Source organism: uncultured Ruegeria sp., from assembly GCF_947497005.1.
Taxonomy (GTDB): Bacteria; Pseudomonadota; Alphaproteobacteria; order Rhodobacterales; family Rhodobacteraceae; genus Ruegeria.
Window position 1 is genome coordinate 87,165 of the sequence record NZ_CANMFF010000005.1, and the last position, 12,750, is coordinate 99,914.

The following is a 12,750-nucleotide window of genomic DNA, read 5'->3' on the forward strand; positions in this document are numbered from 1 at the left end:
CAACTCATAGGAATCATGGGACACGCAGCCGTTGCGTTTCAGCAAACTCAAACTGACCGGCTTCAAAAGCTTTGTTGATCCGACCGATCTGATCATCGCGGACGGGTTGACCGGTGTTGTGGGTCCAAATGGCTGTGGCAAGTCCAACCTTCTGGAAGCACTGCGTTGGGTGATGGGTGAAAACCGCCCCAAATCCATGCGCGGTGGCGCGATGGAAGATGTTATCTTTGCGGGGGCTGCGACACGCCCGGCGCGCAATTTTGCCGAAGTGGTCCTGACCTTGGACAACTCGGAACGTCTTGCCCCGTCAGGTTTCAACGACAATGATCAACTGGAAATCGTGCGTCGCATTACCCGTGATGTCGGCAGCGCCTACAAGACCAACGGCAAAGACGTTCGGGCGCGTGATGTGCAAATGCTGTTCGCCGATGCCTCGACAGGGGCGCATTCGCCTGCGCTGGTCGGCCAGAACCGTATTGCCGAGCTGATCAACGCCAAACCCCGCGCCCGCCGCCGTATTCTAGAGGAAGCCGCCGGGATCTCTGGCCTCTATCAGCGACGGCATGAGGCCGAGCTGAAACTGAAAGGCACCGAGGCCAATCTGACCCGCGTCGATGACGTGCTGGAACAGCTGGGAGGGCAATTGGCCCAGTTGGCGCGTCAGGCCCGTCAGGCGGCACGCTATCGCGAGATCGGCGAGCAGCTGCGTCAGGCCGAGGGGATGTTGCTCTATCGGCGCTGGAAAGAGGCCGACATAGCCCGCCAGCAAGCTGAAGAAAAGCTGCGCGAGCGGATCACCGAAGCCTCGCGCGCAGAGGCCGAGGCCCGCGCCGCTGCCACGCAACGGGCCGAGATCGAAGAAACTCTACCACCGCTGCGTGAGGAAGAAGCCATTGCCGCCGCGGTGCTGCAGCGCCAGCAGGTGCAGCGCGATCAACTGTCCGATCAGGAAACCCGTGCACGTCAAACGATTGAGACGCTGACCAACCGGATTCAGCAACTGGGCAACGATATCGAACGCGAAACGGGCCTGAACCGCGACGCAGGTGAGATGATCGAACGGCTGGATTGGGAAGCGCGCGAGTTGTCGAAAGCAGCCGAAGGTCATGATGAGAAAGTGGCCGAGGCGGCGGAAACCGCCCGCGAAGCGGCCTCGATCCTGCAGCAACGCGAAGACCACCTGTCGCAGCAAACCGAAGATATGGCCCGACTTGTCGCTCGGCACCAGTCTGCTCAGCGTCTGGTGGAAGACAGCCGCAAGACACTGGCCCGTTCGGAAGGCGAAGAGGAAAAAGCCCGACAAGCCGGTGATGAAGCGAAAACGGCCCTGACCCGCACCAGCGAGGCGTTTGAAGCAGCCCAAGAGGGCGAGGAAGAAGCCCGCGAAGCGGCCGAGGCCGCCGAAGAAGCCCTTGCTGAAGCGGATGAGCTGCGCAATGAAACTCAGGGGCGCGAGGCCGAGGCCCGGGCGCAACGCTCTGAGGCGGAAGGCGAACTGGGTGCCATACGAGCCGAAGCCACGGCATTGGCCAAGCTGGTGGAGCGCGACACAGCCGAGGGCGGGCAGGTGATGGATCTGCTGCGGGTGGAACCAGGCTTTGAAAAGGCCCTGGGTGCGGCATTGGCCGACGATTTGCGCGCGCCTATGGTCGAGGGTGACGGCCCCTCCGGCTGGGTGCAGGTGGCAGGCTATGACAGCGACCAGTCGCTGCCGCAAGAGGCCGAGCCGCTGGCGCTTCATGTGTCTGGGCCAGATCGCCTGAGCCGCCGGATTGCGCAGATCGGTCTTGTGGATGCCGATCAGGGCGCGCGCCTGCAAGCGTCTCTGAAGCCGGGTCAGCGGCTGGTATCACGTTCCGGAGATCTGTGGCGCTGGGACGGGTTCCGGGCCTGGGCCGAGGATGCGCCCAGTGCCGCAGCGCTGCGATTGGAACAGCTCAACAAGCTGGAAGCGCTGAAACAGGAACTTACCCGCACCGAAGCGCAAGCCGACGGCGCCCGTGCCGCGCATGAAGCGCTGTCGCAACAATTGGCGGATGTGACCGAAGCCGACCGCCGCGCGCGCGAAGCCCGCCGTGCTGCGGACCAGCGTATGGCTGAAACAGCGCGCATGCTCAGCCGTGCCGAAGCTGATCGCAATCTGGCGCAGGGCAAGCTGGAAACTCTGACCCTTGCTGTGGATCGCCACAAGGAAGACGCAATGTCCGCCCGTGCGCAACTGCGCGAGGCCGAAAGCGCATTAAGCAGTTTGGGCGATCTCGATAGCGCCCGCGCAGACGTCGAAGACATCAAACAGACCGTTGAGGCAGCTCGGATCACCATGCTGACCCATCGATCGACTCATGATGAGCTGCGCCGTGAGGGGGACGCGCGCACCCGGCGTGGCCAAGAGGTTACCAAAGACCTCAGCGGCTGGCGGCACCGTCTGGAAACTGCTGAAAAGCGGATTTCGGAGCTGACCGAACGCAAGGAAAGCTCGGAAGAGGAACTGACCGAGGCGATGGCCGCCCCCGGTGAGATTGCCGAAGCGCGGGAAGAATTGAACGAACTGATCGAGGCTGCCGAAGCGCGTCGTGCCGAAGCTGCCGACAAGCTGGCCGAAGCCGAAACCCAACAGCGCGTGGTTGTTCTGGCTGAACGTGAGGCTGAACGTCTGGCCTCGGAAGCGCGTGAAACCCGTGCAGCGGCTGAGGCGCGCTGTGATGCGGCCAAGGAAAGCGTTGTCGCGGCAGCTGAACGGATCGCCGAGGATCAGCAACTGACCCCGAACCAGTTGTTGAATCAACTGGACGCGAACCCAGACCAGATGCCTGCTGCGGATGTTCTGGAATCCGAAGTGAACCGCCACAAACGCCAGCGTGATGCGATGGGTGCCGTGAACCTGCGAGCGGAAGAAGACAGCAAGGATGTTCAGGAAGAGTTCGATACGCTCAGTAGTGAAAAGGCCGATCTGGAAGAGGCGATCAAAGCCCTGCGCAGCGGCATCGCCAGCCTCAACCGCGAAGGGCGTGAACGTCTGCTGACCGCGTTTGAACAGGTGAACTCCAACTTCGCGATGCTGTTCAAGCACCTCTTCGGCGGTGGTGAGGCCAATCTGGTGATGGTCGAAAGCGACGACCCGCTGGATGCGGGCCTTGAGATCATGTGCCAGCCGCCGGGCAAGAAGCTTTCGACTCTCAGCCTGCTGTCAGGCGGCGAACAGACCCTAACCGCCACCGCGCTGATCTTTGGTGTGTTCCTGGCCAACCCGGCACCGATCTGTGTGCTGGATGAGGTCGACGCGCCGCTGGACGATGCCAACGTGACCCGCTTCTGCGACCTGCTGGACGAGATGTGCCGCCAGACAGATACGCGCTTTTTGATCATCACCCACCACGCGGTGACCATGGCGCGGATGGATCGCTTGTTCGGTGTCACCATGCAAGAGCAGGGCGTCAGTCAGCTGGTCTCGGTTGATCTGAAGAAAGCAGAGCAGATGGTCGCCTGACTGATCACTGCAACGTTATGAACGTTGCGGGGATAACGCGCTACCTTAGGCGCATGATGCGCTTTCTGATCCCAGCTATTATTGCCGCCAGCCCGGCCTTCGCCGCCGACTGGCCCGTCAAAACCGGAGACATTCCCCTGACGTCCGCCGAGCTTGACGCCCTGGCAGGTCAAACGCTCACCTTTTACGATGACGGCCAAGCCAAGTTTTCGCCCGGAGGTGCATATTCCTACACATACGCCAGCGGAGACGCCGCCTTTGGCACCTATTCCATCGCTGAAGATGGCAGCGTCTGCATTGCCTACCGCAACGGGTTCAGCCGCTGTGATTTGTATGTGCGAAGCGGCGAACGGTTGGTCCTGATCGATGAGAAGGGCGACCGGTATCCGGTTCGCCCAGAATAAAACACTGTGTACTTGCAGCCCCCACGCCAAAGCATGAGACAGGCAATCTCTTCATTTAGGTGGGAAATATTGCCAGACTGAGCACATAACCGTTCAGCCAATGGCTCATGAAGGGATTGAATCTGTGACAGATGACTGTGACAACCGGCTTGCTCTGGGAAAACAACGCGGGTCGCATGGTCGCCAGCAGGACGAAGGTGTTCTTGTCATTCGCACGATTGCGATGCCCGCTGACACCAATCCTGCGGGTGATATTTTCGGCGGGTGGCTGATGTCACAGATGGATCTGGCTGCTGGTAATATGGCGGCGCGCGTGGCGCAGGGACGATCAGCGACAATATCGGTCGAGGCGATGCAGTTCCTGCAACCGGTCAAGGTTGGTGACGAAGTGACGCTCTACGCGACGCTGGTCAATGTCGGACGCACATCCATGCGCGTTCACGTGGATGTCTGGGCGCGCCCAAGACAATCCGACAATGGTCAAAAGGTAACGGATGCGGATTTCGTGTTTGTCGCACTGGACGATTCCGGGGTGCCACGCCCTGTGTTTGAAGACGGCTAAAGCAACCATAGGCGGTTCAACGACTCTGCCGTAGGTCACGCACCCACAGCCAGACCCAAGCACTGCTGTTCGGTCTGCCCAGCCGCCCGCGTCCCGGCCCCCGAATGCCGTCAGTCTTGCCCACATTGTGCCCGCGCGCCTGTAACCTTCTTTGCAATTGCCTCTTCGATCCGGCTCGCTTTGGTGACGCTGATCGAATTCGTGCAGTGCAGAACGACGGATTCGTCCTGGCATTCGGTATCGCGATGCGCACAGCCAGCGCTTATGTTTCAAAACCCGCTGGTTTCTTGATTTTCTGGTCTCATTGTGATTGTTTTACTGTGTTGGGTAAGGGGTACAGTGATGAATTTGATTAAACAGATTTCTGTTGGTGTTCTATTGTTCTGCAGCGCTCAGGCGTCTCAAGCTATGACATTCAATCCGTCCACAGTCGGGGTTGTGTTTCTGAATGGACAAGAGACATGCACGACATCTACGTCCGGAGGATTTGATAACACAACGTGCACTGGCCCTGAGGGCTCCATGTCAACCAGCGTAAGTGCCGCCGGAGGGGTGCTGAAAACCGGCAATCAGAGTTCGATTGATTACAGTGCTGTCTCCGGGTCGCTCTTTGGGACCCTCTCGCATGCCGGTGCCGGGTATTTGGACTCGATCACAGTTACCAATGGACCGAGTAGCGGGTTTCTCGATATTTCTTTGCGTGTTCAGGGAACTGGAACGATCGCCTATACCGGACCCTCTTCTAACAGCGGCTCTTTGAGGCTTGAAGTGTTCATGAACGGAGCGCCGGGATCCGGGGCAGTCGGCCTGAATATCGTCAACGATTATTTCTCGAATATGAGCATAGATCAGATATTCACGGCCAGTATCCCGTACCAGAATTCTGTTGCAGACATTTCCGTGTATTTGAACACCTTTGTTTCATGTCCCGGGGCCGCCGCAGGCACGGGCGGGACCTGTTCGTCTTCGATGAACTTCCTGAACAGCGCGACCGTGGTCGGTACACAGGTTTTCGATTCAGGTATGAATCTGGTGACCGGGGCAACGCTGACATCTGCTTCGGGGTTCAATTACGCGACCGGAATCACACCTCCGATGGCGCCAGTCCCAATTCCCGCTTCAATTCCTCTGCTGGCCTCGGCGATTGCTTTGCTGGGTTTTTTGAGCTTTGGGCGCCGCAAGCAATCTGAACGTTCCGTGCCGGCCCCAACGCCGGCCTGTGCCATTTGAAGCGCACCGGTTCGGGTTCTGACCACCTCTCGATTGGCTGATTTGTTCTTACAAATGCCGATCGAGGGCGATTTGCACCACGACCACGAAGCCAGCAGCACAAGGTTCCGGGCAATGCTTGTGCTTTGAACCTTCCTCATGTGCATCAGGTCAATCGGATCATAGGCAGAAAAACACTGTCGGCCGGGTTTATGGGCTGCTGGATCAGAGGTTGTTCAACAATTCCACCGTTGGCCATGCATCCGCGGGCAGTCCCAATCGAGCCTGTTCCGCTTGAACTGCGGCTCGTGTACCGGCCCCCAGAATGCCGTCGATTTTTCCAACATCATAGCCTTTGGCCTGCAACTTGCTTTGCAACTGTTTCATCTGTGCGCCGGACAGACCCTGAGCCGGATTGCCCGCGCCATAGATCTGTGCACCCTCAAGCCGCGTGCCGAAATAAGCGGCCGTCATTACATAGACAAAGCTCTGGTTCCATTCGAAATAGACGTCGAAATTCGGATAGGCCAGAAAAGCCGGACCCTTGTGTCCCTGCGGCAGGATCAGTGAGGCCGGAAGGCTCGCCAGCGACCCGCTGCGCGCCTGAACGCCCATGGCCTGCCACTCTGCCACCGAACGCGGCTTGCCAGGGCCGGACAGCGACCAATCCATCTGCGCAGGCACTTTGACCTCCTGCAACCATGGCTCACCCGGTTGCCATCCCAGATGCGACAGCATCTTTGCCCCGGACATCAGCGCGTCGGGGGCCGAGGTTTTCAGGCGGACATGTCCATCCCCATCCCCATCAACGCCATTCTCCAGGATGTCGCGCGGCAGCATCTGGACCATCCCGATCTCTCCGGCCCATGCTCCGGTAGTTCTGGCCGGGTCGAAGTCACCATTTTGATACAGCTCGATGGCCGCAAAGATCTGTGGGCGGAACAGTTCGGGGCGGCGACAGTCATGGGCCAAAGTCACCAGCGCATTGCGGGTGTTGAAGTCGCCCTGGAACGATCCGTAGTCGGTCTCAAACGCCCAAAAGGCCAGCAACACCCCACGCGAGATGCCGTATTCCCGCTCGATCCGGTCAAACACCGCATCGTATTTGCGCGACATCGCCTGCCCGCGTTCGATGCGATTTGCCGAGATCAGACGGCGCGAAAATTCGATGAATGGTTTCTGAAACACCCCTTGCGCCCGGTCGGCCTTCAACACGGCGCTGTCCTGCTGTACGCCTTTGAAAAACGCGTTCACGGTGGATTTATCAAAGCCTTGCTGCGCAGCCTCGGTTTTCAGCCCTTTGACAAAAGAACTGAACCCGCCACCACACTGGGCAAGCGCGGGAGAGGCAAACAGAGTGGCGGCAATCAGGCTGGAAAGAAAACGCATGAAGGGACCCTTCAGAATATCAGTTTGACCACAACCCACACTGACACGAGCCCAAGCGCAAGCCCCCAAACGCTCCACAGCATGTGACATGCGCGAAAAACCTCTGACGCCCCGATCTCGCGCGGGGCATCGCCATTGACCCAGGCCAGATCCCGTAGCTGCCCGTCATAGCTGCGCGGACCAGCGAGGGCGACGTTCAGCGCGCGGGCCATGGCGGCCTCGGGCCAGCCTGCGTTGGGCGAGATATGGCGACGTGCGTCCGCCACAATCGCGCGCCAGCGCGACCGCTGTCCAGAGAGTGCCACGATCATCACACAGGTCAGACGGGCAGGGATCAGGTTCAGCAGATCATCGAACCGGGCCGAGGCCCAGCCGAAGTCGCGATATTTTTCATTGCGGTATCCGATCATGCTGTCAGCAGTGTTCACCGCCTTGTAAGCCAGCAGCCCCGGCAACCCTGCGACCAGAAACCAAAAGACAGGCGCGATGACCCCGTCGCTGAGGTTTTCGGCCGCGCTTTCAATGGCCGAGCGCGCCACCTGCGCCTCGGTCATATCCCGCGTATCGCGTGAGACGATCATGGCCACCTGTGTCCGTCCCTCTGTCAGCGACGTCAGTAACCCATCACCCACAGCGCGGACATGCGCGACCAGCGATTTTTGCGCCAGCAGGATCGCGCAAAGCAGGATCTCGACCACTGGCCCCAGCAGGGATAAAGCCCAGCCAAGCCCCCATGCGCTGCAAAACAGCAGGGCAAGAACGCCCACCCCTTTCAGATGCCGCCCGGTCCCCTGGTTCAGGCGTCTATCCAGCCAGCCGATCAGGTTGCCGATCATCACCGCCGGATGTTTGACGCGCGACCAGAGCCAGTCGGGCTCTCCTAATGCGGCGTCCAGGCACATGGCACAAACCAGCATCAGGCCAAGGCTCACAGCGCGGCCCTCAGCCTGTCCCATCCATCCGCAGGCGGGAGCCCGAGGCGCAGATAGGTGGTCGAATAGGGAAAGATGCGGCTCCAGATATGGCTCTGTGCCAGCCGATCCTGCCAACTGGCGGCGTTGTTGACCTGATAAAGACGGAACAGGCTGGTGCCACCAACCAACTCGGCACCCCTTTCTGTGACCAGCGAATCCAGTCGAGCGGCCTCATCAGCCAATCGTGCACGCGTGGCGTCTGCCCAGCCATTGTCTGACAGGGCTTGTGTTCCAACGCGCAAGGCGGGACCAGACACCGCCCATGGGCCGGTCAGATCGTTCAGACGATTAATCAGGTCAGACTTCCCGATGGCAAACCCCAGTCTCATCCCGGCCAGCCCCCAGAACTTGCCAAAACTCTTCAGCATGATCACGCTAGGGCGATCCGCCAGATGAATCAAAGATGCCTCAGGCATGACGTCGCAAAAGCTCTCATCAATCACGGTCAACGGGCCAGAGATATCGCTTTCCTGCCAGATACGCCCGTCCGGATTGTTCGGGTGCACGATCACACCGGCGTCACTCGGCCCTTCAGGTTGAACATTCCACCCTTGCGCCGAAAAGGCGGCGGCGTGTTCGTTATAGGTGGGCGGTGTGATCTGCACGGTGCCCGTCGTGGTCAGCGCTGGGATACGCGCGATGATGGCCGATGCTCCGGGTGCGGGCAGGATCGCGGCACCATCCGGTACGTTCCAGAACCGACGTGCGGCATTGCTCAACCGCTCAAAGGCGCCATGATCCGGCAGTTCAGCCCAATCCGCGGCTGTCAGGCCCGAAACCGGATAGGGATGTGGGTTGATGCCGGTCGACAGGTCGATCCAGTCGGCGCGTTGACCGCCATACTTGACAATCGCCCTGTCCAGTCCGCCTCCATGGTCGCGAACTGCGCGTGGGTCCAGACCGTGATCCGATGTGCTCATCTGCTCTCTCTGCGGGAAATGGTCGGTTTTAGCGTGCTTCAAGCGGATTTTTGCCTCTTATTCAAGCAAATCCGCATGGCCACGGACCTGTGAGGGCGCCGTTAACACTTTGTTAAGGAAATAACGAGATCACAGACTACGGGGGTCGGCACCACTCACCATATCAAGTGCCGAGGTTGTTGCAAATGAAAGTTCTGATTGTTGAGAGTAATCCCGATCTTGGTCGGGTCTGGAAAAGGCATCTGGAAAGGCAAGGCGCCGAGGTCACGCTGGTCGAGACGCAGGAGGCCGCCATTCTGGCGCTGTATGGCACGGATTTCGAAATCATCGTGCTGGATCTGGTTTTGGAAACCGGAAGCGCCTTGGCTGTGGCCGATTTTGCCAGCTATCGCCGCCCCGAGGCGCGGGTGATCTTTGTGACCAACACCTCCTTCTTCTCGGACGGGTCGATCTTTGCCCACAGCCCGAATGCCTGCGCGTATGTGCAAAGTGAAACGCCGCCAGAGGATCTGGCGGCGATGGTCGAACATTACGCTGCAGGTCGCTGATCGCGGCCATGCGGCTCTGCATAGTCCAGCACCGGGTTCACCGGAATAATTCGGTGTGGATTGATGCTGTCATGGCTGTAGTGATAATGGCGCACGATGTGGTTCATGTTCACCGTCTGCGCTACACCCGGCCACTGGTACAGTTCACGCGTATGGGCCCATAGATTTGGATAATCGATCAGTCGCCGCTTGTTGCACTTGAAATGCAGGTGATACACCGGATCGAAGCGGATCAGCGTGGTGAACAGCCGCCAGTCAGCCTCGGTGATCCGATCCCCCACCAGATATCGGTTGCGGGACAGACGGTCTTCCAGCCAGTCCAGCGTATCGAACAACGGACCCACAGCGGCGTCATAAGCCGCTTGCGAGGTGGCAAAGCCGGACTTGTAGACACCGTTATTGACGTCTGAATAGATGCGCGCGTTGACCTCTTCGATCTCGTCCCTAATCGCTTCGGGCCAGTAGTCGTCGGTATTGCCGGTAATACCGTTGAAGGCCGAGTTGAACATGCGGATGATTTCCGAGCTTTCGTTTGAGACGATGGTTTCCTGCTGTTTGTCCCACAGGATCGGCACCGTTACGCGACCGGAATAAGAAGGATCGGCCCTGGAGTAAATCTGATGGGCATAATCCAGGCCATACAGGTCGTCACCAGCGGCACCATGATTGTCGGTTTCAAACGTCCAGCCTTTGTCCAGCATGTCCGGATGCACGACTGAGACCGAGATCAGATCGCTCAGCCCTTTCAATTCGCGAAAGATCAGCGTGCGATGTGCCCAAGGGCAGGCGTGACTGACATAGAGGTGATATCGTCCGGCTTCTGCTTTGAATCCTCCCTTGCCTGACGGTCCCGCGCTGCCATCGGCGGTCAGCCAGTTGCGAAACTGCGCGGCGCTGCGTTTGAAAGCCCCGCCCGTGGACTTGGTATCATACCAGGTGTCGTGCCATTTTCCGTCGACCAGCAGGCCCATATCTTTTCCTCTGCGTAAGCGTTTTGCCAAAGATAGGCCCATTCCGGGCTTCTTCCTATGCGAGCGCCCGCGCAAATACCCTGCATTCGCGCACAGTCGGGGCCGGGATTTCTGTGCAACAAACTCCGGATAGATCACCTTCTGTGACGTGGTTCACTGGATTTTTACAATTGTTCCCGCACAATAGAAGTCATCCACGGGGGAACGGTTTAATGAGTACTTATGTTTCAAAGGAAATACGCGCCGAGTTGGACGCGGCCCGAATCGCTACGTTGAAGAAAACCAGCCGTTTGCGGGTGGAAATGGGCGACAATACCTACAAGATTCTCAAATTGTGGAAAGACGGATTCACGGTTGAGGCTGAAACTACGCCGCGCCTGCGCGGTCTGGTTGATATCTATGACGGAGCCAACCACCTCTACCAATGTCTGATCGTCGCTGATGAGGATGAGGGTGGTGAGATGCGGTATGAATTCAAGCGCAGTACCGCTGCACATGACAAGGCACCGCTGGACTTTTACCGCGCGCCGGATGCGCCAATCGCTCTGTTGGGTCACGACGATTAAGGGCGAATTTCAACGGTCGTTCCGGTTTCGGTCAGGCTCCAAAGCTGCGCCATCTCGGTATTCGACAGCGCGATACAGCCCAATGTCCAGTCTCCGGGTAGGGTGACACCGACCACACCGTTGGGTTGGCCATGGATGAAGATATCTCCTCCGGGGTCTATACCCTGTTGACGTGCGCGTTCGATATCGTCTGGTTGCGGATAGTCAATTCCCAGTGACAGGTGAAAGGCGCTTTTCGGGTTACGCCGATCGATTTCAAAAAATCCGACAGGGGTTCTTCCGTCCCCTTCAATCTGCTTGTCCCCGTCAGGGGCGAAGCCCAACGCAATGTTGGTTTGCATCACCACGGCCCCGTCCAGCGTGGCGGTCAGGCGGCGGGCGGATTTCTCGATCAGGATATGGTCAATACGTGTAGCCTCGGGCGCCAGCGGAGGGGCAGGTGGACGCGGGCCAAGGCGGTGCCAGCCGAACCAGCCAGCACCTAGTGTCAACAGAATGAGACATATCAGCCCCAGCCGCAGCATGTCTTATTGCAGATCCCCGAAGGCTCGTTTCAATCGCGCGCATGCTTCCTCGACCCGCGCCCGTTGTGTGGCGAGGTTGAACCGTTCAAACGTTTCTCCGCCGGTGCCAAAGCCGGGACCTGACGAGGTCGCAATCCGCGCATCCTCACGCAGGCGGCGAACAAATTCAGCGTGATCCATACCGGTGTCCGAGAAATCGACCCAGGCCAAATAGGTTGACTGCAAAGGCATCGACCACAGGCCCGGAATTTCAGCGATGGTCTGATCGAACAGACGCCGGTTGTCCTCCAGATGCGCGATTTGGGCATCTACCCATTCAGCGCCTTCCGGGCTGTAGGCGGCGGTGATCATCGCCACACCCAAGGCGCTGGGATCATAATCCAGCGTCTGCAACCGGTGCTTCATGGCCGCGCGCAGCTTGGGATCGGGAATGATCATGTTGCCGGTCCGCTGCCCTGCGATGTTGAAAGTCTTTGACGCCGCAGTCAGGGATACTGTCCATGGTCGTGCATCCGGTGCTGCTACATCCATCGGCACGAATTTGGCGCCGGGATAGACCAGATCGTGATGGATTTCGTCCGACACCAGAATCAAACCGTTCCGCTCGGCAAACGCGGCCACGGCACGCAATTCTTCTGGCGTCCAGACCCGACCTGACGGGTTCTGCGGCGAACACCACAGCAGCATCTTCTCGGACCCGTCCAACCGTGATTGAGCGTCCTCCAGATCAAGGCCATAGCTGTCGCCTTCTCGCACCAATGGGCATTCGACGACCCGGCGGCCTGATTTATTCACTTTGTGCGCAAACTCATGGTAAACGGGAGTGAAGATCACGATGCCATCGCCCGGCTCGGTCCAGACATCCAGTGACAGCGCAATTGCGTTGCCCAAGCCTTGGGTTGTCAGAATCCAATCAGTGTCGATCTGCCAATCATGACGGGTTTTCATCCACCATTGAACCGCAGCCAAATAATCCGGGTGCATCCAGGAATAGCCGAACACGCCAAGATCTGCCGCTTTGCGCACCGCGTCGATCACGCAAGGCGCTGTTTGGTAATCGGAATCGGCCGTCCACATGGCCAGCCCATCCTCGGGTGAGACACCATACAGCGTCTCCATCTTGTCCCATTTTGAACTGTTGGTGCCCCGGCGGTCGATCAGGTCGTTGAAAGTCATGTCTGCTCCGTTCTGTTGGT

The 12,750-nt window shown here is 58.9% G+C and carries 12 protein-coding genes; 6 read left to right on the plus strand and 6 right to left on the minus strand.

Annotated features, from left to right (window positions below):
- Nucleotides 1-31: 31 nt before the first annotated feature.
- From Q0816_RS08740 to Q0816_RS08755, 4 genes are all read left to right on the plus strand, one after another.
- The gene (locus Q0816_RS08740) at nt 32-3,487 is read left to right on the plus strand and encodes an AAA family ATPase (protein ID WP_298849528.1); all 3,456 of its coding nucleotides are present in this window, start codon (nt 32-34) and stop codon (nt 3,485-3,487) included.
- 53 nt (nt 3,488-3,540) lie between these two features.
- On the plus strand, nt 3,541-3,891 hold the full coding sequence (locus Q0816_RS08745; RefSeq protein WP_298849530.1) for a hypothetical protein: 351 nt from the start codon (nt 3,541-3,543) through the stop codon (nt 3,889-3,891).
- 223 nt (nt 3,892-4,114) lie between these two features.
- On the plus strand, nt 4,115-4,453 hold the full coding sequence (locus Q0816_RS08750) for an acyl-CoA thioesterase (protein WP_298849912.1): 339 nt from the start codon (nt 4,115-4,117) through the stop codon (nt 4,451-4,453).
- A 522-nt stretch (nt 4,454-4,975) separates the two neighbouring features.
- The gene (locus tag Q0816_RS08755) at nt 4,976-5,683 is read left to right on the plus strand and encodes a hypothetical protein (RefSeq protein ID WP_298849532.1); all 708 of its coding nucleotides are present in this window, start codon (nt 4,976-4,978) and stop codon (nt 5,681-5,683) included.
- 204 nt (nt 5,684-5,887) lie between these two features.
- Here the strand turns inward: Q0816_RS08755 and Q0816_RS08760 are convergent, their stop codons facing one another.
- Genes Q0816_RS08760 through Q0816_RS08770 form a run of 3 tightly spaced genes read right to left on the minus strand, consistent with a single transcriptional unit; the run spans nt 5,888 to nt 8,945 of the window.
- Nucleotides 5,888-7,051 (minus strand): lytic murein transglycosylase, encoded by a 1,164-nt coding sequence (locus tag Q0816_RS08760; protein WP_298849534.1) that lies wholly within the window; start codon nt 7,049-7,051, stop codon nt 5,888-5,890.
- 11 nt (nt 7,052-7,062) lie between these two features.
- Nucleotides 7,063-7,983: an adenosylcobinamide-phosphate synthase CbiB gene (gene cbiB, locus Q0816_RS08765; RefSeq protein WP_298849915.1), complete on the minus strand. Its 921-nt coding sequence runs from the start codon at nt 7,981-7,983 to the stop codon at nt 7,063-7,065.
- A complete protein-coding gene (locus Q0816_RS08770; RefSeq protein ID WP_298849535.1) occupies nt 7,980-8,945 on the minus strand; it encodes a threonine-phosphate decarboxylase in 966 nt (321 codons plus the stop codon). Before Q0816_RS08770 ends, cbiB begins: the two co-directional genes overlap by 4 nt.
- A gap of 185 nt (nt 8,946-9,130) precedes the next feature.
- On the opposite strand from Q0816_RS08770, the gene Q0816_RS08775 reads away from it, so the two are divergent.
- Nucleotides 9,131-9,493: a response regulator transcription factor gene (locus Q0816_RS08775; protein WP_050605244.1), complete on the plus strand. Its 363-nt coding sequence runs from the start codon at nt 9,131-9,133 to the stop codon at nt 9,491-9,493.
- On the opposite strand, the gene Q0816_RS08780 is transcribed toward Q0816_RS08775, so the two are convergent.
- Nucleotides 9,475-10,464, minus strand: a complete 990-nt coding sequence (locus tag Q0816_RS08780) for a glutathione S-transferase family protein (protein ID WP_298849539.1) — start codon at nt 10,462-10,464, stop codon at nt 9,475-9,477. The two genes, Q0816_RS08775 and Q0816_RS08780, sit on opposite strands and share 19 nt — an antisense overlap.
- A 212-nt stretch (nt 10,465-10,676) precedes the next feature.
- Between Q0816_RS08780 and Q0816_RS08785 the strand changes: the two genes are divergently transcribed.
- Entirely contained in the window at nt 10,677-11,030 is a 354-nt protein-coding gene (locus Q0816_RS08785) for a hypothetical protein (RefSeq protein WP_298849541.1), read from the plus strand.
- Here the strand turns inward: Q0816_RS08785 and Q0816_RS08790 are convergent.
- Nucleotides 11,027-11,554 (minus strand): L,D-transpeptidase family protein, encoded by a 528-nt coding sequence (locus tag Q0816_RS08790; RefSeq protein WP_298849544.1) that lies wholly within the window; start codon nt 11,552-11,554, stop codon nt 11,027-11,029. The genes Q0816_RS08785 and Q0816_RS08790 overlap by 4 nt on opposite strands.
- 3 nt (nt 11,555-11,557) lie before the next feature.
- Nucleotides 11,558-12,730: a MalY/PatB family protein gene (locus Q0816_RS08795; RefSeq protein WP_298849546.1), complete on the minus strand. Its 1,173-nt coding sequence runs from the start codon at nt 12,728-12,730 to the stop codon at nt 11,558-11,560.
- Nucleotides 12,731-12,750: the final 20 nt, after the last annotated feature.